The sequence below is a fragment of the Streptomyces callyspongiae genome, from assembly GCF_047200695.1.
Classification (GTDB): Bacteria; Actinomycetota; Actinomycetes; order Streptomycetales; family Streptomycetaceae; genus Streptomyces.
Genome location: NZ_JBJZOM010000009.1, coordinates 141565 through 162705, shown reverse-complemented (window position 1 = coordinate 162705; position 21141 = coordinate 141565). Strand labels below are relative to the sequence as shown.

The following is a 21141-nucleotide window of genomic DNA, read 5'->3' as shown; positions in this document are numbered from 1 at the left end:
TCAGGGCCGCCTGCGGCGGGCCTGCCACGTCGCGGCGCCCGCGACGGCGACGAAGGCGGCGATGCCCGCGGCGACTCCCGCACCGGAGCCCTCGTCGTCCGGGGATTCCGTGTCGCCCCCGGAGGTGTTCGGCGTCGCCGCACCGTCGGGCTTCTTGTTCGACGAGACCTGCTCGCCGCAGCCCTTCTCGGGGTATCCGGCGAGGGCGCAGAGCATCGCCGAGGAGTCGTAGCGCAGCGGTTCGACGACGGTTGCGAGGGCTTCGCCGGCGGTGGCGTCCTCGTCCACGCGGGCGCAGGCCGTCCGGCGTTCCGGTGGCCGCTCGCCCTGCGGGGCGTCCGCTGCGGTGCCGGGGTCGATGCTGAGCGCGATCCGCTTGGTTCCCCCGCGGGGTTCGGTGCTGCCGCATATCGCGGCGAACTCCGTCTCGCCGCGCGGCTTCGCCCCGTCGCCGGAGTCCTCGCTGACGGAGAACCGCAGGCCCAGCACGTCGCCGTCGACGGGGCGCAGTGTCGCGATGCCCTGGGTGGCGTACCGCCAGGAGCCGCTGTCGCGCTCCCAGACGGACCAGTACCGGTATCCGGTGGCCTGGGCGGGCGCGGCGCACAGCACGGCGAGCACGGCGGCGAGCACCGCCCCGGCCAGGACGCGTCCCGTGCCGGGGGCGGTGCTGCGGTGCGGGCCGGTCGGCAGCCGGCCGCGCATCAGGCCTTCTTCCGGCGGCCGCTGAACAGGATGCCGATGCCGACTCCGGCGACGAGGAACGCGCCCACCACCGACAGGGTCTGCCAGGTGCCGTCCGAGTCCTCGCTCTCCTGGGCCTCCTGTGCCTGCTGGGCCCCCGGGGCGGGCTGCTGCTGCGTGGTCCCCGCCGGCTTCGGGCCGGTGGAGTTCAGCCGCTGCACCAGGTCGACGCCGCCGAAGTCGCGGGGGTCGGCTCCGACGGAGTGGGCGGCCAGGACGAGTTGGCCGAGTGCCGCGGGCGAGTCCTGGGACGCGTCCCAGTCGTCGACGTGCTTCTTCAGCCATCCCAGGGCGGAGCGGGCGTCCTCGTCGCGGCCACCTGCGGACAGGGCGATGACCGCGTCGGCGGTGTTGCCGTAGTCGGGCTGGTCCTCGGAGCCGGGCAGCGCGGACGTGAGGTGCCAGTCGTTCTTCCGCAGGACTCCGGCCAGGTAGGCGGTGCCGTGGTCGGCGGCGGCAGCGGGGTCGTCGACGGCGTCCTGGCAGGAGGCCTTCGCCGGCCCGCCGTCGCTCTTCCCGCCGCCCGGCTCCACGACGAAGCCCTCGCCCCGGCCGGCCAGGGCGGCCGCGGCGGTGGCGTCGGCGTTCGGTGCCAGTCCGCCCTTCTTGTCCGGCTGGTAGGCGAACGCGCCCCGGTCGGCCTCGTCAGCGTCGCAGCCCAGGCGGAAGTCGAGCAGCGCGTCGTACGCCGAGGCGCCGTTCTTTCCGCTGGTCACCCCGGCGGGGTCCTCTCCCGCGGCACCGAGGGCGCCGACGACCACGGAGACGGAGTTGGCGTCGGAGGGGCTGCCGGGGTTGAATCCCCAGCCGCCGTCGTCGTTCTGGACGGACTTCAACCAGTCCACGGCCTTGCCGACCCGCTCGTCCTGCCCGCCGAGAGCGGCGAGTGCCTGCACGGCGGCGGCGGTGGCGTTCGTGTCGGCCGGGGTCTTCGGTCCGCACGGCTCGGAGGTGTCGGGGCGGAACGAGGTGAACGACCCGTCGGCGCACTGCTGGTCGTCCAGCCAGTCGACGGCCGTGCCGGACGGTGCGACACCGGCGGTGTCCTGTGCCAGCAGGGCGAGGGACTGCCGCCACACCCCGTCGTAGGTGGGGTCCGCGGTGCCGTGGAGGCCGGGGTCCGTGGCCTTCTTGCTCTTGTCGGCGGCGACGGCGGGACGGGGGACGGCGGTTGCCGCCGGGGCTGCTACCGCACAGAGGACGGTGCCGGCGGCGAGGGCCGCTGCGCTGCGGCGCAGGAACATGACAGTTGCCTTTCGGTGAGCGATCACACGGGCGTGATCACGCGGTGGGCGGTCCACGCAGCCGCGCGCGGCCGCCCGCCGCACGCGTTCCGCACCGTGCGGTGGCACACCGGGCTCAGCTCCGCATACCTCGGCGGTGCCGGGGACGCCGGTACGTCCCGGGGGACGGTCGGCGGCTCCGGGAGCCTTGCCTGCGGCCGGGTGCTCCGGCTCGGGGCCCGTGCCCGTCCTGCGCGTGCTCCGGAGGAGCAGCGGGCCGACGGGCACGGACGCCCTCACGGTTGCGGGTCAGCGCCGGATTTGCACCGGCTTCCCCCGGACCGAAGGCGTTCACTTCCGCGCCCACTCTAGCGGGGCTGTCCAGACGGCCCCGGGGCCGTCCCCGCCGCGTGGCCTGTCTCCGGGGACGGGGACCGCGGCGCGATGAGGGCGCACACCGTTTCGATGTCCGCGGTCACCTGCTCGATCGAGGAGCGGCCGGAGAGCCAGGCGACCAGCGCGGAGTGCCAGGTGTGACCGATGACCCGGACCGCCGACAGCTGCTGCGGCGACGGTCGTTCCGTCGTGCCCATCGCGTCGAGGACGAGCGCCGTGGTGAGGCGCGAGACGGCGTCGACCTCGGTGCACACGGAACGGTCGCCGAAGTTGAGTGCCCGCACCATGGCGTCGGCGAGCAGGGGTTCGCGCTGCAGTTGCCGGAAGGCCCGCATGAGTGTCTCGGTGACGCGCGAAGCGGGGTCCGGTGCCGCGGGGGGATGCCGGTGGAGCGTGGTGTGCAGCTGTGCGAGCTGGTCCTGCATGGTGGCGACGAGCAGGTGCACCTTGGAGGGGAAGTAGCGGTAGAGGGTGCCCAGGGCGACCTCGGACTGCTCGGCGACGGTCCGCATCTGCACGGCGTCGTAGCCGCCGCGGCGGGCGAGTCGTGCCGTCGCCTGCAGGATGCGCCGGCGTCGTTCCGTCTGCCGGGCGGTGTGCGGGGCCGCGCCCGGCTTCGTGTGCTTCGTCAACTGCCCTTCCCCCTCAGCGGGCCTTCCGGTCGCTCCCGCCGCGGGAGGCGACTGTCTCGTCCTGCGTCCGCAACCCGGTCCTCGTGCGGGTTTCCGCCTACCGCCTTCCGGCCCTCGTGGTGCGCATCACGCGGCGACACCGCCTCACACCAAGTGACTCGCCGGTAGATTCAGTCGGGTGCCGGTCCGCCGGTGCTCCGGGATGGTATTCCTGAAACTTGTTCCAGCCTAGCGCGAGCGGATACGCTCCGGCGACGGTGCAGTGAAGAAGGGGGTCGTGAATGACCGCAGAGGCCGTGCACGACGCCAGGAACAGCGCTGTTGCGCTGCCGGCCGCTCCGGTCGCCGCCGACGGCGGCAGGCCCCTGCGGATCGCCCTCCTCAGCTACAAGGGGAACCCGTTCTGCGGCGGCCAAGGGGTCTACGTGCGCCACCTCTCCCGGGAGCTCGCCCGACTCGGGCACAGTGTCGAAGTGATCGGCGCGCAGCCGTACCCGGAACTGGACGAAGGCGTCACGCTGACCGAGCTGCCCAGCCTCGACCTGTACCGGCAGCCCGACCCGTTCCGCACCCCGCGCCGCGAAGAGCTCCGCGACTGGATCGACCTCCTCGAGGTCGGCACCATGTGGACCGGCGGCTTCCCCGAGCCGCTGACCTTCTCGCTCCGCGCGCGCCGGCATCTCGCCGCCCGCCGCCACGAGTTCGACCTCGTCCACGACAACCAGACCCTGGGGTACGGGCTGCTCGGCCTGGACCGGTACGACCTGCCCCTGGTCACCACGGTCCACCACCCCATCACCGTCGACCGGCGCCTCGAACTCGAAGCCGCCGGGAGCCGTCGCCGGCGGTTCTCGGTGCGCCGGTGGTACGGCTTCACCCGCATGCAGCGCCGCGTCGCACGGCGCCTGCCGTCGGTGCTCACCGTCTCCGGCTCCTCCCGCCGGGAGATCGGCGACCACCTGGGAGTGAGCGACGACCGCATCCACGTCGTGCACATCGGCGCCGACACACAGCTGTTCGCACCCGACCCCGCGGTGCCCGAGGTGCCCGGCCGCATCGTGACCACCTCCAGTGCCGACGTACCGCTCAAGGGGCTCGTGCACCTGGTCGAGGCTCTGGCCCGCGTCCGCAACGACACCCCGAGCGCCCACCTCGTCGTCGTCGGACGGCGTCCGGCCGACGGCCCGGTGGCCGAGGCGCTGCGGCGCCACGGACTCGAGGACGCGGTGGAGTTCGTCAAGGGGATCAGCGACGCGGAACTCGCGGACCTGCTCCGCGGCGCCCAGGTCGCCTGCGTCCCGTCGCTGTACGAAGGCTTCTCCCTCCCCGCCGCCGAGGCCATGGCCACCGGCACGCCGCTGGTGGCGACCACGGGAGGCGCGCTGCCCGAAGTGACCGGTGCCGACGGCGACTCCTGCCTCGCGGTGCCGCCCGGGGACTCCGAGGCACTGGCTGCGGCTCTGGGCCGACTCCTCGCCTCGCCCTCCCTCCGCGCCCGGATCGGTGCCGCGGGGCGGCGCCGCGTGCTGCGGAGGTTCACCTGGGAACAGGCGGCCCGCGGCACCGTCGAGCACTACCGGGCCGCGCTGGCCGCCCGTGCGGGCAGCGCAGGGGCCGAACCGTCCGCAGCCGCCTCCCCGGGTACCGTCCGCTGACCCCGCCGCCCTGCGCGGCCCGCTCCGCCCCTCCACCGCCGAAAGCCGAGGCAACCCGTGCTGACCGTCGACTTCTCCCGCTTCCCGCTCGCACCGGGCGACCGGGTCCTTGACCTCGGTTGCGGTGCCGGCCGGCACGCCTTCGAGTGCTACCGGCGCGGTGCACGGGTCGTGGCGCTGGACCGCAGCACGGAGGAAATCCGCGAGGTCGCCGGCTGGTTCGCCGCGATGGAGGAAGCCGGTGAGGCACCGGCAGGCGCCACCGCCACCGCGATGGAGGGCGATGCCCGGGCGCTGCCCTTCCCCGACGACAGTTTCGACGTCGTGATCATCTCGGAGGTGCTGGAGCACATCCACGACGACAAAGGCGTCCTCGCCGAGATGGTGCGCGTGCTGCGCCCCGGGGGACGCATCGCCGTCACCGTGCCGCGCTACGGCCCGGAGAAGGTGTGCTGGGCACTCAGCGACGCCTACCACCAGGTCGAAGGCGGACACATCCGCATCTACCGCGCCACCGACCTCCTCGCGCGCATGCGCGAAGCCGGACTCCGCCCGTACGGGACGCACCACGCGCACGCGCTCCACGCGCCCTATTGGTGGCTCAAGTGCGCGTTCGGCGTGGACAACGAGAGGGCGCTGCCCGTACGCGCCTACCACCGGATGCTGGTGTGGGACATCATGAAGCGCCCCCTGGCCACACGTCTCGCCGAGCGCGCCCTCGACCCGCTGATCGGCAAGAGCTTCGTCGCCTACGCCACCAAACCCCACCGTCCGGCGGGCACGACGGGCACTCCCGGGGGAGCCGAGGCATGACGAGCCCCGAACACACCCGGCGCACCGGGCGCCTCGCGCTTCCGGGAGTCCTGACCGCGGAACAGGCCCGCCGCACGGTGCACGGCATCGCCGCCCATCAGAAGGCCGACGGCGCCATCCCCTGGTTCCGCGGCCACCACCTCGACCCCTGGGACCACGTCGAGGCCGCGATGGCGCTGGACGCGGCGGGCGAGCACGCCCGCGCGGAGGCCGCCTACCGCTGGCTGGCCGACCATCAACTCCCCGACGGGTCCTGGTACGCGGCCTACGCCGACGGCGACGCGGACCGCCCCACGGACACCTCGCGGGAGAGCAACTTCTGCGCCTACGTCGCGGTCGGCACCTGGCACCACTACCTCAGCACCCGCGACGACGCCTTCGCCGACCGCATGTGGCCCGTCGTCTCGCGGGCCATGCGCTTCGTCCTCGGCCTGCAGCAGCCCGGCGGGCAGATCGGCTGGAAACGCGAGGACGACGGCACGCCCGTCGACGACGCCCTTCTCACCGGCTCCTCCTCGGTCCACCATGCGCTGCGGTGCGCCCTGGCGCTGGCCGAGCACCGCGCGGAACCGCAGCCCGACTGGGAACTCGCCGCCGGCTGGCTCGGCCACGCCGTGCGGCGGCATCCCGAACGCTTCCTCGACAAGGACCGCTACTCCATGGACTGGTACTACCCCGTCCTGGCGGGAGCGGTGCGCGGCCGGGAGGCGCACCGGCGCCTCGCGGACGGGTGGGACCGCTTCGTCGTGCCCGGACTGGGTGTCCGCTGCGTGGTGCCGAACCCCTGGGTGACCGGAGGTGAGAGCGCCGAACTCGCGCTCGCCCTCTGGGCGGTGGGGGACACCGGCCGTGCTGTGGACGTGCTGCGCTGGATGGCCCATCTCCGCGCGGACAACGGTCTGTACTGGACGGGGTACGTCTTCGAGGACCGCACCGTCTGGCCGCAGGAGCAGACCACCTGGACCGCCGGCTCCGTGCTGCTCGCCGTGGCCGCGCTCGGAGGCGACCCCGCGACCTCCGCCGTGTTCGGGGCCGACGCCCTCCCCACCGGTCTGGCGCCGAACTGCTGCTGACCCCTTCTCGACGACGCGCCCTGGCGCGCTTCCCCTGCTCACGGCCCCGCGTGGGGCAGTGTCGACTCCGACAGGTCTGCCGCAGACGGGACGACAAGGAGTCGACGAGGCATGGACGTGCTCTGGGGACTCGGTGGGATGGCGGGACTGCTCCTGATCGCGGTGGCGCTGTCCACGGACCGGCGTGCCATCCGTCTGCGGACGGTGGCGGGAGCACTCGGGCTCCAGTTCGGGGTGGCCGCGCTCGTCCTCTACTGGGACGCCGGTGCCCAGGCGCTGGAATGGCTCTCCGCCGGTGTCAATGCCGTGATCGGCACCGCCGGGGACGGCATCGACTTCCTCTTCGGCCGTCTCGTCCAGGGTGAGGGAACGGTCTTCGCGCTGCAGGTGCTCCCGGTCGTCATTTTCGTGGCGTCGCTGGTGGCGGTCCTCTTCCACCTCGGGATCATGCAGAAGATCGTGCAGGTGATCGGTGGGGCGCTGCGGCTGGCCCTGGGGACCAGCCACACCGAGTCGTTGAATGCGGCAGCGAACGTCTTCGTGGGACAGACGGAGGCCCCGCTGCTGGTCCGTCCGTACCTGGCACGGACCACTCCGTCCGAGTTGTTCGCCATCATGGTGGGTGGCCTGGCGACGGTGGCCGGCACCGTGCTCGTGGGGTACTCGCTGCTCGGAGCCCGTCTGGAGTACCTCATCGCGGCGAGTTTCATGGCGGCGCCGGGCGGGCTGCTGATGGCGAAGATCGTGATGCCGGAGACCGAGGAACCGGCACTCGTGACCGGCGCGCGGGCCGACACCGAGGGTGAGGACTGGACCCACCACATGCATCACCACCACGAGGGGCACGCCGCTCCGGAGCACGCCGCGCGCGGAGACCGCAGCGAGGTGGGCGGGGTCACGGCGGCAGCTGTCGCCGCCGGCACAGCGGTGGACGCGTCGGAGGACGAGCACCCGCGTAACGTCATCGACGCCGCCGCGCGGGGTGCGGCGGAAGGCCTGCGGCTGGCGCTGAACATCGCCGCCATGCTGCTGGCCTTCATCTCGCTCATCGCTCTGCTCAACCTGCTGCTCGGTGAGGTGGGAGGCTGGTTCGGTCATCCCGACGCCTCGTTCGAGCAGTTGATCGGTTACGTCTTCGCCCCGGTGATGTCGATGATCGGCGTGCCGTGGGCCGAAGCGGTGGACGCGGGCAGCTTCGTGGGCCAGAAGCTGGTGCTGAACGAGTTCGTCGCGTTCGCCGATTTCGGTCCGCAGGCCGATCGGTTCAGTCCGAAGACGGTGGTCGTCGTCACGTTCGCGCTCACCGGGTTCGCCAACTTCTCGTCCCTGGCGATCCTGCTCGGCGGACTCGGCAGCCTCGTCCCCCGCCGCAGGAGTGACATCGCGCGCTTCGGTGTCCGCGCCGTCCTCGCCGGCACCCTCGCGAACCTGATGAGTGCCGCCATCGCCGGGATCTTCATCGGTTGACGGCTGGGCCCTCCTCCGGTCACCCGCCCGCGAGGAATTCCTCCCAGCCTTCGGCGGGTTTCTCGCCGACTCCGAGGGTGCGGAGCCGGGCGAGGACCTCGGGGTCCTGCGCGTCGAGCCAGTCGACGAGCCGGCGGAAGGAGACGCAGCGGACGTCCTCCAGGGAGCACACCTTCGTGATGACGTCCTCCAGGGCGTCCATGTAGATGCCGCCGTTCCACTGCTCGAAGTGGTTGCCGACGATCATCGGGGCCCGGTTGCCGTCGTAGGCGCGGCGGAAGCCCTGCATCAACCCGTCGTGCCACTGCTTGCGCCACGTCGGCCGGTTCGCCGGCGCACCGTTGACGGTGCCGGACTGGTTGGCCAGGAAGTTGTAGTCCATCGACAGCGTCTCGAACGCACGCCCCGGCACGGGGATGTGCTGGAGCGGCAGGTCCCACAGGCCCTGCTCCTTGTCCGGCCAGACCTGGGTGCCGTTGCCGCTGGAGTCGTAGCGGAAACCCGCCTGCGCGGCGGCGGGCAGCAGGTTCTCCCGCCCCTCCAGGCAGGGCGTGCGGCCGCCGACGAGTTCGGCGTCGTAGTCGAAGGGCAGCGGTGGGGTGCCGGTGAAGCCGGTGGTGGTGCGCCAGTGCTGGACGAACCACTTCGCCTGCCGGATCTCGCTCTTCCACTCGTCGCTCGTCCAGTCCTGTGCGCCGTTGGTGCCGCAGAAGTGGCCGTTGAAGTGGGTGCCGACCTCGCTGCCGTCGAGCCAGGCCAGTCGCAGCTGTTCGAGGGTGGCGCGGATGTGGTCGTCGTTGAGGAATCCGATGTCGGAGGCGCCCGCGGTGTGGCGGGGCGGGTGGTAGCGCTCCCGGGAGTCCTCGGGCAGGACGTAGAGGCCGCTGAGGAAGTAGGTCATCGACGCGTCGTGCTCGGCGGCCAGCCGGCGGAAGCGGGAGAACAGCCGGTTGCCGTCCTCGCCCGCGCCGTCCCAGGAGAACACCACGAACTGCGGGGGTTTCTCGCCGGGGGCCAGGCGGGCGGGGACGGGCTGGTTCGGCTGACGCCCGGTCACCGCGGTCGATCCGTCCCCCAGGACCCTCACCTGCCGCTCCGGCCTGCCCCGCGGCGCCTCGTCGTCCGGTTTCCCCGGCCCGTCGGCGACGGGAGGTTCGGCGTCCCGGTGGCCGGCAGTGCCGGGCGTCGTGGAGCGTTGGGGGCCCGTGCCCGCTCCGACGAGGTCCGTGCCCAACCCGAGTGTCGCGACAACCACGGTCAGTACGGCGGTTCGTGCGGCCCAGCGGGGGATGGCGGACACGTGGGGCACCTTACGTCGGGGTGGCGAGGGCGAGGAATTCCAGGAGTGTAGTGGGCATGCCAGCCATGGGGTGTCCGGGTGCTCGTCCGGGCGCTACTGGGCCATCTGTGCGGCCACTTCGCTGCGCAGCTGCGGCAGCATGTCGTGGATGATCCCGGGACAGAGGGTCTGCCCGAAGTCCTTGTGGCCGTAGAGCTCGTCGGGGGAGATGCCGTACTGCTCGCAGACGAAGGCGCAGAGGACGACCAGGACTTCCCACTGGGCGTCGGGGGGTGTCGCGCCGTCGTGGTAGGCGCCCTCGTTGGCGATCCCGATGGCTTCGGTGTTGTGGCCCGCGGTGTGGGCGCCCTGCACGAAGCTCGTTCCGCCGTAGAGGGTCTCCAGGCTCCGGTGCCTGCCCTCCGTGATCCATCCGCCCCGGCTGACGACGAAGTGGTAGCCGGTGTCGGTCCATCCGTTGTCGTCGATGTGCAGGTCCTGGACCCAGTGGGCGTGGGCGTGGGCCTGAGCACGGGAGAAGTCCGTGGTGTTCTCGCCCACGGTGTGGTGGACGATGATCTTCGTCGGGCGCTTGTTCAGGATGTCGACGCCGTACTGCGCCGGCCTGGCGCCCCATTCCGCGGTGCTGTCGATATCGGGCTCCACGGTGAAGCCGCTGCTCCGGCCGGCGGCCCGGGCGGTACCGGGAAGCGCGGTGGCGGCGGCGAGACCGGCCGCTCCGGCGATCAGCAGGCGGCGGGAGGGCTGAGGCAACGTCATGGTCGCTCCCGAAGGTGTGGGGGGTGGCTGCTGGGGAGGTGTCGTGCGGTGGGGCGGACCGGGGTGTCACGCTGTTCCACCCCGGGGGCCCCGCCCGGTGGTCGGGCCGGGCGGGCTGCCCCCGTCCGGGTGTCAGGTCAGGCCGTGTTGTTCGCCAGGGCCACCAGACGGGACCGGTTCCCGTTGAACTTGTTGCGGTCGACGTTGCCGCTGACTCCCGCGACGCTTCCGGTGCTCGTGTACTGCCACACGGTCCAGGTGGGGAAGCCGTTGGGAATGGTGGGGGAGCTCGCCGTCGTCCAGTGCGCCACCCACAGCGGGCTCTTGCTGGACATCCCGGTCCAGTTGCCGGTGCAGGTGTTCCACCAGCTCGCGGTTGTGTAGATCACCACGTCACGGCTGGTGCGGCTCTTGTAGGTGTTGTAGAAGTTCGAGATCCAGTTGCGCATCTGGGTGGTGGACTTGCCGTAGCACATGGCGCCGTAGGGGTTGTGCTCGATGTCGAGCACCCCGGGCAGTGTGAGGTTGTCCGCCGACCACGCACCGCCGTTCGAGGCGAAGAAGTTGGCCTGGTTGGTGCCGCTGGAGACGTCGGGGCGTGCGAAGTGGTACCCGCCGCGGATGACTCCCGCGTTGTAGGCGTTCGTGTAGTTGGTGTTGAACTGCGAGTCCTCGTAGCTGGACCCTTCCGTGGCCTTGATCCACGCGAAGTCGATGCCCGCGTTGCGCACGGAGTTCCAGTTGATGGAGCCCTGCCAGTGGGAGACGTCGATGCCCTGCACACCGTCGGTCTGCCCGAGGATGCCGCCCGACGGCGCGGAGCTCTCCGGGGCGCCGTGGATCTCCTGGCCCACACCCATGTAGGCCTGCCCCTCCTTGACGGCCGGGGCGCCGCTCGGGCTCGGGACTGCGGATGCCGTGCCCGCCGAGCCGATCAGCAGGGCGAGGAGCGCGCCGAGGGTGCCGGCGACGGTGGCGGTACGGGTGCGACGGCGGGACGAGCCGGGTCTGTACGAGAGCATGTCTGCCTCCTGGAGTGTGTTGACGTGTGCGCGTCACTCAAGGAATGGCATCCATGGCAGTCGTGTAAACGGTTGCCACCGAATTTCTGTGGTCTCCACCTGTGGCTTCCCGTAAAAGCCTTGGCAGGGGAGTGCGGGTGTCGAAAACTTTCAGCACCGGGAAAGCGGCGGATGTGGCCGCAGCGAATCGGAGGTGATCCGTCCGGTTCTGGGGTGCTCCGGGGGTTCCGAGAACGCCACGGACTGTCCGGGATGGCCCGAAGCCGTCCTGACGAGCGACCGCCGGGCCGCGGTGGGGGGTGGGGCGCGGCCCGGCGGTCGGTCGGCCGGGGTGAGTACTCCCGGGGGAGTGCTCTCTCAGGAGCGGAGGCGGACGGCGAGGCCGTGGCCGATCACTAGGTAGGCGACTGCGGCAATGCCGTAGTTCACCAGTACGCGGAGCCAGTCCTGGCCGATCGGGAAGAGGTCGTAGGACCAGCCGGCGAGCCAGTGCGCGGCGTCGTGCAGGGCGGCTACCAGATCGTTCGCCGGGTTGGCGTGCAACAGGTACAGCAGAATCCACAGGCCGATGATCCCGGCGAGGATGTCCGCCAGGACCTGTACCGCGACCCCTGCCGTACCGATGCCGGATCGTCTCTGTGCGGCTGACATAACGAACGGATAACCGGAATCCGCTGTCCCAAACAGGTCCGGACACGCCTGCGTTGACGACGGCGCCCTCCACCCGTGGGTGGAGGGCGCCGTCACGGGGATCGATGCGGCGGCATCAGCCCCGCTGGATGCCGGAGGTGTCCTGCAGGACGCCGCGGCGGCCGTCCTGCGTCTGCGCCACCAGGGCCTGTCCGCGCTGGTCGACGGCCAGGTACCAGGTGCCCGGGGCCAGTTCGGCCACTGGGTTGGGAGAACCGTCCTCCGGGAACAGCGGACGCGCGACCGGAACGGCGAACCAGAACGGCTGGAAGTCCGGGGACGGGGCACCGCCGCCCGCCGTGCCGGGCTGAGCAGCCGGCTGCGGCTGCGGCTGACCGGCCTGCGGCTGGGCACCCCCGTGCGGTTGCGCGGCCTGCGGCTGCGGCATCCCCGGCTGCGGCATCCCCGGCTGGGGCATGCCGGGCTGGCCCTGCTGCGGCATGCCCGGCTGCGGCTGGCCGCCCTGCGGGCCGGGGTAGCCGTAACCCCCCGGCGGCTGCTGCCCGTACGGCTGCGGCTGGCCGCCCTGCATGCCGGGGTAGCCGTAACCGCCCTGCGGCTGCTGCCCGTACGGCGACGGCTTCGGGCCTCCGGCGGGCAGCAGACCCGCCTTCAGGGCAGGCACCTGCTCGGTGAGCACGGCGGCTGCGGCGAGCAGCAGCGTGGCGAGCAGCGCCACGATCGACCCCGCCCCGTAGTCGACGTTGTCGGGCACGACGACGAACGACCAGAGCGAGCTCCAGAACGCCGCCACCGTGAGCGGGACTCCCCACTGGGAGAGTGACAGACCGCCGAACTTCACCTGCGGCATGAGGCGGCCGACGACGATCAGCACGGCGGAGATCACACCGAGCAGGAAGACCGTCGCCAGGATCACTCCCATGCGGTCCGTGTCCCAGGCGTTCGGAACGTTCTGTTCGCAGAGCGAGTTGCCGCCGCAGTCGATTGCGTAGAAGTCGAGGAACGAGGCGATGAGCAGCAGCAGCGCTGCTCCGGCCACCGCACCGTCGCCTCGTGTGAGCGAGCGGATGTTCAACGTGGGGTCCTTAGTCGGTGTGTCGTGTTGCCTGGTACGTCTGCCGGGGCGAGCACCATCGTACGGGCGGGCTCCGGCGCTCCGTGCGCGACTGCCCCGGTCCGCCGCCGCGTGTCTCAGCCGTCCGCGGAGTTCTCGCGAGGGCCGAGGAACCCTGCCAGTCCCTGTACGACGCCGTGCGCCGCACGGGTGCGCCACGCGGGGTCCTTCAGCAGGGCGGCGTCCCGAGGGTCGCGCATGTTGCCGCACTCCAGGAAGACCTTCGGAACCGTACTGAGGTTGAGCCCACCGAGATCGTCGCGCGTCACGAGACCGTCCTCCCCGCCGGCGTACGGCGCCGGCCGGGTTCCGGTCGCGCGGCCGAAGGCGTCCGCGAGTTCCCGGCCGAGTCGCCGGGACGGGCCGACGATCGCCCTGGTGTCCGCCGTCCCCGCACGGACCCGTGCCGGGGCGATGACGTGGAAGCCGCGGTTACCGGCTCCCGCGCCGTCGGCGTGGAGCGACACCGCGGCGTCCGCCCCCGCCTCGTTGCCCTGCGCGGCACGCTCGTCGATGCACGGGCCCCAGGGGCGTGCGCCGTTCTGCGTCAGGCGCACGGTCGCGCCGTGCTTCTCCAGTTCGGTGCGCACCCGGCGCGCCAGGTCGAGGGTGAACGCCGCCTCGGCGTACCCGGACGCCGTGGCCGTACCGGTGGTGTCGCAGCGCTTCCTGCCGGTGCCGATGTCCACGGTCCGTGCCGTCTCGGCGGTGTGCAGCCGGTTGGACGGGTTGTGGCCAGGATCGAGGACGATCACCTTTCCGGCGAGCGGACGCCGGTGCTCGTGCCGGTGCGGCGCGGTCGGTGACGGAACCGCCGACGCGGGTACGGAACGCGGCGCCTGCGCCGGAGAGGTGCTCTCCGGGGCAGGCCCGTGGGACACCAGCCACACCAGTCCCGCGCCCACCGCGAGCGGTACCAGCGCCGCGACGGCGGTCCGCCCGCGTCTCCGGGAGCGCGGGCGGTCCTCGGTCACAGTCCCGGCCCCGTCCGCCGCAGCACCCGCAGCGACCGGGTCGCCGAGACCTCCGTGAAGGCACCGGACTCCAGGGCCCGCCGGTAGATCCGGTACGGCGCCCGGCCGCCGTCCGCCGGGTCCTCGAACACGTCGTGCACGACGAGTAGCCCGCCCACGGCAAGATGGGGCACCCACCCCTCGTAGTCGCCGGTGGCGTGCTCGTCGGTGTGCCCGCCGTCCACGAACACCAGACCCAGCGCGCCGCCCCACAGGGACGCGATCTGCGGCGACCGGCCCACCAGCGCGACCACCCGGTCCTCCAACCCCGCGGCGTGCAGTGTGCGGCGGAACGTGGGCAGCGTGTCCATCCTGCCCACCTCGGGGTCGACCAGGGACGCGTCGTGGTACTCCCACCCGGGCTGCTGCTCCTCGCTGCCCCGGTGGTGGTCGACGGTGAGAACCGTCACGCCCGCGGTGCGCGCCGCGTCGGCGAGCAGCAGCGTCGACCGTCCGCAGTAGGTCCCCACTTCCAGCAGCGGAAGGCCGAGTGCGCCCGCCTCGCCGGCGGCCGCGTGGAGGGCCAGCCCCTCGTCGACGGGCATGAAGCCCTTGGCGGCCTCGAAGGCCGTCCTGACGTCCGGTGCGGGCCCGGACTCCCGTCCGGGAGCGGCGCGGTGTGCGGCGTGCATGCACTCATGGTGCCGCACCTGCGTGCGCGCCCGTGCGCCGCCCCGCCCGCCGTGGGCCGCGCGGGCGGGGCCCCACGAATTCGGGTGCGTGCGTCCCGGCCGGTGCGGAACACTGTCCGGTGTGACCGAACCGCCCTCCTCCCTGCCTCCTGCCGTCGATTCCATGACCCTCCTGGTGGGGGCGGTGATCGTGCACGACCGCCGACGGAACCGGGTGCTGCTCCTGCAGCGCGGTCCGCGGGCGAAGTTCGCCCGCGGCCGGTGGGACCTGCCGGTGGGGAAGACGGATCCAGGGGAGGCCGTCACCGACACCGCGGTACGCGAACTGCGCGAGGAGACCGGCCTGGTCGTCGCACCAGAGGACCTCCGCGTGGCGCATGTCGTGCACGGCAGGCAGGGCGTGGAGTCCCCGAACGGCTTCCTCACCGTGGTCTTCGCCACCCAGCGATGGGCCGGCGAACCGGAGAACCGCGAGCCCCACAAGCACGCGGCCGTGCGGTGGTGGGACGCGGAACGCCTGCCCGAGGAGAGCGTGCCCAGCATGCGTGAGGCGGTGGCCGGCTACCTCACGGGCGGTGTGGGCGTCACCGAACGGGGATGGGCGTGACGCCCCTCGGGCCGAAGGCCTGAGAGCGGCCTCCGGCCGCCGCGGGCGGACAGCCGGGGCGTTTCCTCCACGCCGCCCCGGGCACATGGCTGCGCGCGAGGAGGTGGGGCATGAAGGCGTTGTCGAAGGCCCGCAGACGCACGGCCCGCCGGGCCGCACGGAAGGTCGCGGACAGCACGGTGATGGAAGCCGCCGCCCGCTGGGGCTTCGCCGCCCGCGGCGTGGTCTACCTGCTGGTCGGAACGCTCGCGTGGCAGGTGGCCCTCGGCGATGCGCAGCAGCAGGCCGACAGGGGCGGCGCCCTGCACCAACTGTCCGGCGGGCCGTTCGGCGCCACCGTGATCTGGGCCCTGGGCGCCGGATTCGCGGGCATGGCGGTGTGGCGGCTCTCCGAAGCCGCCGTCGGGGCCTCCGGGCACGACGGCCGCAAGGTCACCAAACGCCTCCAGGCCGCAGCGCGGTGCCTCGTGTACTCCAGCATCGCGGTGTCCGTGCTCGCCTATGCGAGCGGCCGGCGGGACGGCAGCGAATCCAGCGACCGCACCTCGCAGGACCTCACCGCGCGGGTCATGGAACTGCCGGGCGGCCGCTGGGCGGTGGCCTGCGCGGGAGCCGGCCTGGCGGTGGGAGGGGCCTGGATCGCCGTACGCGCGCTGCGCCGCAAGTTCCGCAAGCACCTGGACCTGTCCGGCATGCGCCGGCGCGCACGCCGGGCCGTCGATGTGCTCGGCGTCGTGGGCGGCACCAGCCGGGGAGCGGTCTTCGCGGGCGCCGGAGTCTTCGCCGTCCGGGCCGCCCTCGCCTACGACCCGGACCGGGCCAAGGGTGTCGACGACACGCTGCGTTCCTTCGCCCACACCCCCGCCGGCCCCTGGCTGCTCGCCGCCGTCGCCGCGGGCCTCGTGCTGTTCGGTGCCTTCTCCCTCGCCCTGGCCCGCTGGCGCACCGTCTGAGGGCTCTCCCGCCCTCGCGCACAGCGCCGTTCCGTTCCCCGGCCCCTCCGGCCCAGGACCCGGGACCGAGACCGGGATCGGCCGGATATCCGAGTGTGTCGTTCCGGAGAAGGGTGCGACGATGGCCCGCATGGTCCAGACCCCTTCCACCGAGGTGACTGCCGCCCGGAACCCCGCACGACGCCCGCCGCACGTGTGGGCCGTCGTGCTCGCCGCCTGCGCGGGCCAGTTCCTGGTGGTCCTCGATGTCTCCGTGGTGAACGTCGCCCTGCCGTCCATGCGGCAGGACCTCGGGCTGAGTGCGGTGGGCCTGCAGTGGGTGCTCAACGCCTACACCCTCACCTTCGCCGGATTCATGCTGCTGGGCGGGCGTGCCGGGGACCTCTTCGGACGCAAACGGATGTTCCTCGTCGGCCTCGGCGTCTTCGTGGCCGCCAGCCTGGCCGGCGGACTCGCCCAGGACGGCTGGCAGTTGCTCGCGGCCCGGGCCGCCCAGGGCATCGGTGCCGCCGTGCTCGCTCCGTCGACGCTCACCATCCTCACCACCTCGTTCCCGGAGGGCGCGGCCCGCACCCGTGCCATCGCCACCTGGACGGCTGTCGGGGCCGGCGGGGGAGCAGCGGGCGCACTGGTCGGCGGGGTCCTCACCGATGTGCTCTCCTGGCGCTGGGTACTGCTGATCAACGTTCCCGTGGGCGCCCTGGTGCTCCTCGCCGCCGCGCTGTGGGTGACGGAGAAGCGGCTGGGCGGCCGCCGGCGCCTCGACCTCCCCGGAGCCCTGCTCGTCACCGGCGGCCTCTCCACGGTGGCGTACGGCATCGTGCAGACGGAGACCAGCGGCTGGGCCTCCCCGCACGCGCTCGGCCCCCTCGCCGGGGGGCTCCTCGTGCTGGGCCTGTTCCTCGTCCTGGAGGCCCGCACGCGCGTCCCTCTGGTGCCGCTGCAGCTGTTCCGCCTCCGTTCGGTGTCCGCGGCGAACCTCGCCATGTTCGTCAACGGTGCCGCGATGTTCTGCATGTGGTACTTCATGTCCCTCTACATGCAGAACGTTCTGGGCTACACGCCGCTGCGCGCGGGCCTGGCCTTCGTGCCGCAGTCGCTCAGCATCGTCGTCGGTTCGAAGCTGGCCCCCGTGGTGATGCACCGGATCGGGGCACGCCGCCTCGCCGTGACCGGTGCGCTCGTCGCCGCGGTGGGCTATTTCTGGCAGACCGGCATGCACGCCGACGGCACCTATGCCTCCACCGTGCTCGGGCCCGGTGTGCTGATGGCGCTGGGAGCCGGTCTCTCCGCGACTCCGCTCGCCACCGTGGCCACCGCGGGTGCCGACCCGCGGGATGCCGGGCTCGTCTCCGGACTCATCACCACCTCGCGCACCATGGGCGGCGCCCTCGGGCTCGCAGCCCTCTCGACCGTCGCCGCGTCCCGCAGCCACGGCGGTGGCCCGGCCCGCCTGGCGGAGGGCTACGCGCTGGCCTTCGGCACCGGCGGCTGCCTGCTGGTGGCGAGCGCGATCCTCATGATCGCGGTACTGCCCGAAGCGGAGCACGCGAAGCAGGCCGGCGCGGGGGTGCGGAGTGCCTGAGACCTCCGCGGGCCGGGACACGGCAGGGGCCGGAGCGCGGAACCCGTTCCCCGCCACCGGCCGGCGGGTGGTGATCAGCGGGGCGGCACGCGGGCTCGGGCGGGCCCTGTCCCAGGTCTTCGCGGCGGGCGGCGACCGGGTCGCCGTCCACTACAGCACCCGCCGCGCCGAGGCGGAGCGGACGCTGCGCTCCCTGCCCGGCGAGGGGCACACGCTCCTCGGAGCGGACCTGGCCGTCCCCGAGGCGGCGCAGCAGTTGGCGGACGAGGCGGCGGAAGCGCTCGGCGGCCTGGACGTGCTGGTCAACAACGCTGCCGTGAACACCCCGCATCCGCCCGTGGACACCCCGTTCGACGCCTGGGTGGCCGCCTGGCGGCAGCACACCGACGTCAACCTGCTGGGCACGGCTCACCTGTCGCACGCTGCGGCCCGCCACATGATCGCCGGCGGTCGTGGTGGCCGCATCGTCAACATCGGCTCGCGGGGCGCGTTCCGGGGCGAGCCCGATCACCCGGCGTACGCGGCGACGAAGGCTGCGGTGCACGCCCTCGGCCAGTCCCTCGCCGTGGCGCTCGCGCCGCACGGCATCGCGGTCGCGTCGGTGGCGCCGGGCTTCTTCGCCACCGAGCGCGTCGCGCACCGCCTGGCAGGCGCCGAGGGCGAGGCGATCCGCGGCCAGAGCCCGTTCGGCCGTGTCGCCGATCCCGAGGAGATCGCCGCGGCAGTCCGCTGGCTGGCCTCGCCCGGGGCGGAGTGGAGCTCGGGAACCGTCCTGGACCTCAACGGCGCTTCCCACCTGCGTACCTGACACCGCCCCAGCTGCCACCGAGGAGCCGAGCCCATGCCCGTCGACGCCGTCCGTGCCCTGCAGGCCGAGCCCCGTCGCAGCCGTGTCGCCTGGGACCGCGGGGACGTGATGCTCTACCACCTCGGAATCGGGGCGGGGGTGCCCGCCACGGACCCGGCGGAACTGCGCTACACCCTCGAGAACCGACTGCACGTGCTGCCGAGTTTCGCCACGGTCGCCGGTGGGGCGATGGACTGGGCGGACGCCGTGTCCGCCCCGGGGATCGAATCCGACCTGTCGGGTGTGCTCCACGGCACGCAGAGCCTCATCCTGCACCGCCCCGTTCCCGTACGAGGCGACGCCACCCGGACCACCGCCGTGACCGCCGTGCACGACAAGGGGACAGCGGCCGTCGTCGCCCTGCGCAGCGAGCTCGCCGACGCCGGGGGCCCGCTGTGGACCGGTGAGGCCCGCATCTTCCTCCGCGGACAGGGCGGGTTCGGCGGCGAGCGCGGGGCGTCCCCCCGGCCGCCCGCTCCCGGTGGCCGCCCCGCTCTGGTGCTGGAGCGCACCCTCCGCGAGGACCAGGCCCTGCTCTACCGGCTGTGCGGTGACCGGAACCCGCTGCACGCCGATCCGGACGTCGCCCGGCGGGCCGGGTACGACCGTCCGATCCTGCACGGGCTGTGCAGTTACGGCGTGGTCCTCAAGGCCCTCGTCGACACGGAGCTGAACGGTGACGTGACGCGCGTCCGCGGCTACGACGCGCGCTTCACCGGGGTCGTGTTCCCCGGCGAGACGCTGCGCCTCTCGGTGTGGCGCACCGCGCGGGACGCACGGGTGGTGACGGCGTCGGTGGTCGAGCGGGACGATGCCCCGGTCCTCACCGCGACGGTCCACTGCGACCGGTGAGGGGCGCGGGGGGCCGGCGCCGAACACCATTGTCCCCGGAGCCGCCCCGGCGCTTCCGTCAGCTCTCCCCGTTCTGGTGCGGGGCGCGGCGATGGCGGCCCGGCCCGGGGTTCTTGGTCTTCCGTTCCCCCTCGGCGGCCGGCCCGCGGTGCCTGCCGTGTCCGGCGGCGGGGGAGTCGGGCGCGGCATCGGCGGCTTCCGGCGTTTCCGTTGCGGCGTCGGACATGAAGAAACTGAACTCCGTGGCATGACGATCTGTGCAGGGGACGCGCGCCGGATCGGTTCCCGTTCCCCCGGTGGGTCCCGGAGGTCGGCGTACCCGAGGGCGCGGTACGTCGAGAGGCGCCGATCTTCTCACGTCGCGGGCACGTCAGCGGCAGGGGGGCGGCCCTGGTGATCTTGTTCTTCCGGGCCGCTCCGGCTGGTGGTCAGGGAGTCCGCAACGCCATCGGCGCCTGCTGGAGCGGCACCGGGCGCGGCGGGGTGCCCGCAGCCGCCGCCGGGGGCCCGTCGGTTCCGGCCGCGGGGACGGCGCCGCGCGGTACCGGCCCGGAGCGGAGGTCGAGCGCCACCGCGGCCAGCCCGCACGGCGTCTCCTGCGTCGCGTACGGCAGGCGGAGTTCGCCGTCCGCAGTCCACCGTCCGCTCCCGGGCAGCCACCCCTGCGGTGCCGCGACATGCCGCAGCCGACGCTGCGCCGGCTGCCAGACGGCCACCCAGGTGCCGTTCGGGCCGTCCGCCCGCAGCGCGACGGCGCAGGTCTCCGGCGTCAGCACCTTTCCCGGCTGGACGGCGAAGGGGGCGAGCCGCACGCCGTCCGGGCACAGCGAATCCGGGAACCGCACCGGCAGGCTGCTCCCGAGCACGCCCCAGCCCAGGCGCATCCCACCCGGTGCGTCGGACCGCAGCAGCAGCAGACCGCTGTCCGGGTCGGCGAGCAGCAGCCGGTCCTCGCTGTCGTCGGTGATCTGCAGCAGCGGGGAGACGCGGCCCGCGAGGCCGAGGTCCACGACCACCGTCTTCGTGGTGCCGTTCCCGGGGTCGGTGCGATCCAGCGCGAGCAGCCGGGCCTCACGGTCCAGCCACGCGCCGCCCGTGCAGCGCCCCGCGACCTCCGCGACCCGCCGCGGGGCGTCCGCCTCGCCGCTCACCAGCCACACCTGCGAACGTTCCGCGGACGCCACGAGAGCGTACGCCCGCCGCCCGCCGGGGGCGGGCGGAAGAAGGGCCAGCCATTCGGAGTCGACCGTCCCCACGGCGGCCTCCCCGGTGGACGGGCCGCTGGGGTACAGCAGCGCCAGGCGGTGCGCGCCGGTCTCGCGGCGGGCGACCAGCACCCGTCCGTCGGCCAGTGGTTGGACCTGGGTCGCGGGCTCCTCCGGTCGGCCGCAGGGCAGCGGGACCGCGTACGGTTCCGGGCCGTCGAGCGTCCACCGCTCCGGGCGCCATCCTCCGGAGTCCCCTGCTTCCTGCGCGAGCCGGGCACCGTAGGAACCGTCCGCCGTGATCACGAATCCGGCGCGACCCAAGGTCCCGCCGTCCCCCGCAGGGACCTCCACGGCACAAGCAGTCATGGCACGATCACCTCCGGCGACGAAGCTATGCCTCGCACTTCCGCCCGAACAACGTGAGACGTCCGCCTTCACGCATAAGGGTGGACGAGGGTGATTCCGGTGAAACAGCCCTCGGCGTCGAGGTAATGAGTCTCCCGCGCGCGGTGCGGCCGACGCGTCGCACGCACCGGCCGGTGCACGGCCCGGCGGCGGCCGGACACAGGGCCGCCGGTGGAAGGTAGCCTTTCCC

General features: G+C 73.0%; 21 protein-coding genes and 1 riboswitch. Of the genes, 9 read left to right on the top strand and 12 right to left on the bottom strand.

The features are described 5' to 3' along the window. The 3 genes from ACL06G_RS11145 to ACL06G_RS11135 form a co-directional block, all read right to left on the bottom strand. Entirely contained in the window at window positions 1–705 is a 705-nt protein-coding gene (locus ACL06G_RS11145; protein ID WP_412835809.1) for an SCO2322 family protein, read from the bottom strand. Then, window positions 705–1988, bottom strand: coding sequence for an SCO2321 family membrane protein (locus ACL06G_RS11140; RefSeq protein ID WP_412835808.1), 1284 nt, complete (start codon window positions 1986–1988; stop codon window positions 705–707). Before ACL06G_RS11140 ends, ACL06G_RS11145 begins: the two co-directional genes overlap by 1 nt. A 233-nt stretch (window positions 1989–2221) precedes the next feature. Continuing rightward, a riboswitch (cobalamin riboswitch) is annotated at window positions 2222–2341 on the bottom strand. Next, window positions 2336–2995: a TetR family transcriptional regulator gene (locus tag ACL06G_RS11135; protein ID WP_412786828.1), complete on the bottom strand. Its 660-nt coding sequence runs from the start codon at window positions 2993–2995 to the stop codon at window positions 2336–2338. Its footprint overlaps the riboswitch before it by 6 nt. Window positions 2996–3276: 281 nt before the next feature. Here ACL06G_RS11135 and ACL06G_RS11130 point away from each other — a divergent pair, with 281 nt between their 5' ends. The 4 genes from ACL06G_RS11130 (at window position 3277) to ACL06G_RS11115 (ending at window position 8003) form a co-directional block, all read left to right on the top strand. Further along, window positions 3277–4650, top strand: a complete 1374-nt coding sequence (locus tag ACL06G_RS11130; protein WP_412786827.1) for a glycosyltransferase family 4 protein — start codon at window positions 3277–3279, stop codon at window positions 4648–4650. Between the two features lie 57 nt (window positions 4651–4707). Next, the gene (locus tag ACL06G_RS11125; protein WP_412786826.1) at window positions 4708–5463 is read left to right on the top strand and encodes a class I SAM-dependent methyltransferase; all 756 of its coding nucleotides are present in this window, start codon (window positions 4708–4710) and stop codon (window positions 5461–5463) included. After that, window positions 5460–6536, top strand: coding sequence for a prenyltransferase/squalene oxidase repeat-containing protein (locus ACL06G_RS11120; RefSeq protein WP_412786825.1), 1077 nt, complete (start codon window positions 5460–5462; stop codon window positions 6534–6536). The genes ACL06G_RS11125 and ACL06G_RS11120 overlap by 4 nt, the downstream gene beginning before the upstream one ends. Before the next feature lie 111 nt (window positions 6537–6647). Beyond that, window positions 6648–8003: a NupC/NupG family nucleoside CNT transporter gene (locus ACL06G_RS11115; protein ID WP_412835807.1), complete on the top strand. Its 1356-nt coding sequence runs from the start codon at window positions 6648–6650 to the stop codon at window positions 8001–8003. Window positions 8004–8022: 19 nt separating this feature from the next. On the opposite strand, the gene ACL06G_RS11110 is transcribed toward ACL06G_RS11115, so the two are convergent. The 7 genes from ACL06G_RS11110 to ACL06G_RS11080 all read right to left on the bottom strand — a co-directional run bounded on the left by ACL06G_RS11110 (window position 8023) and on the right by ACL06G_RS11080 (window position 14407). Next, complete coding sequence (locus ACL06G_RS11110) at window positions 8023–9303, bottom strand: polysaccharide deacetylase family protein (protein ID WP_412835806.1); 1281 nt, start codon at window positions 9301–9303, stop codon at window positions 8023–8025. A 93-nt stretch (window positions 9304–9396) separates the two neighbouring features. Next, window positions 9397–10062 carry a peptidoglycan recognition protein family protein gene (locus ACL06G_RS11105; protein WP_412785650.1) on the bottom strand — a complete coding sequence of 222 codons (666 nt, stop codon included), beginning with the start codon at window positions 10060–10062 and terminating at the stop codon, window positions 9397–9399. A 137-nt stretch (window positions 10063–10199) separates the two neighbouring features. Further along, the gene (locus ACL06G_RS11100) at window positions 10200–11084 is read right to left on the bottom strand and encodes a GH25 family lysozyme (protein ID WP_412835805.1); all 885 of its coding nucleotides are present in this window, start codon (window positions 11082–11084) and stop codon (window positions 10200–10202) included. A gap of 357 nt (window positions 11085–11441) precedes the next feature. Beyond that, window positions 11442–11735, bottom strand: a complete 294-nt coding sequence (locus tag ACL06G_RS11095) for a hypothetical protein (protein ID WP_412835804.1) — start codon at window positions 11733–11735, stop codon at window positions 11442–11444. 115 nt (window positions 11736–11850) lie between these two features. Beyond that, window positions 11851–12810 (bottom strand): hypothetical protein, encoded by a 960-nt coding sequence (locus tag ACL06G_RS11090; protein WP_412785653.1) that lies wholly within the window; start codon window positions 12808–12810, stop codon window positions 11851–11853. 116 nt (window positions 12811–12926) lie between these two features. Continuing rightward, window positions 12927–13823, bottom strand: a complete 897-nt coding sequence (locus ACL06G_RS11085) for an N-acetylmuramoyl-L-alanine amidase (RefSeq protein ID WP_412785654.1) — start codon at window positions 13821–13823, stop codon at window positions 12927–12929. Further along, entirely contained in the window at window positions 13820–14407 is a 588-nt protein-coding gene (locus ACL06G_RS11080; protein WP_412785831.1) for a class I SAM-dependent methyltransferase, read from the bottom strand. Before ACL06G_RS11080 ends, ACL06G_RS11085 begins: the two co-directional genes overlap by 4 nt. Before the next feature lie 250 nt (window positions 14408–14657). Between ACL06G_RS11080 and ACL06G_RS11075 the strand changes: the two genes are divergently transcribed. The 5 genes from ACL06G_RS11075 to ACL06G_RS11055 all read left to right on the top strand — a co-directional run bounded on the left by ACL06G_RS11075 (window position 14658) and on the right by ACL06G_RS11055 (window position 19338). Beyond that, window positions 14658–15101, top strand: coding sequence for an NUDIX domain-containing protein (locus ACL06G_RS11075; protein ID WP_412785832.1), 444 nt, complete (start codon window positions 14658–14660; stop codon window positions 15099–15101). 110 nt (window positions 15102–15211) lie between these two features. After that, entirely contained in the window at window positions 15212–16054 is an 843-nt protein-coding gene (locus tag ACL06G_RS11070) for a DUF1206 domain-containing protein (protein ID WP_412835803.1), read from the top strand. Window positions 16055–16175: 121 nt separating this feature from the next. Next, the gene (locus ACL06G_RS11065; protein WP_412835802.1) at window positions 16176–17639 is read left to right on the top strand and encodes an MFS transporter; all 1464 of its coding nucleotides are present in this window, start codon (window positions 16176–16178) and stop codon (window positions 17637–17639) included. Then, window positions 17632–18447, top strand: coding sequence for an SDR family NAD(P)-dependent oxidoreductase (locus tag ACL06G_RS11060; protein ID WP_412785657.1), 816 nt, complete (start codon window positions 17632–17634; stop codon window positions 18445–18447). The genes ACL06G_RS11065 and ACL06G_RS11060 overlap by 8 nt, the downstream gene beginning before the upstream one ends. A gap of 33 nt (window positions 18448–18480) precedes the next feature. Then, complete coding sequence (locus ACL06G_RS11055; RefSeq protein ID WP_412835801.1) at window positions 18481–19338, top strand: MaoC/PaaZ C-terminal domain-containing protein; 858 nt, start codon at window positions 18481–18483, stop codon at window positions 19336–19338. Between the two features lie 58 nt (window positions 19339–19396). On the opposite strand, the gene ACL06G_RS11050 is transcribed toward ACL06G_RS11055, so the two are convergent. Next, window positions 19397–19564, bottom strand: a complete 168-nt coding sequence (locus ACL06G_RS11050; protein ID WP_412785659.1) for a hypothetical protein — start codon at window positions 19562–19564, stop codon at window positions 19397–19399. 202 nt (window positions 19565–19766) lie between these two features. Beyond that, complete coding sequence (locus ACL06G_RS11045) at window positions 19767–20912, bottom strand: hypothetical protein (protein ID WP_412835800.1); 1146 nt, start codon at window positions 20910–20912, stop codon at window positions 19767–19769. Window positions 20913–21141 lie beyond the last annotated feature (229 nt).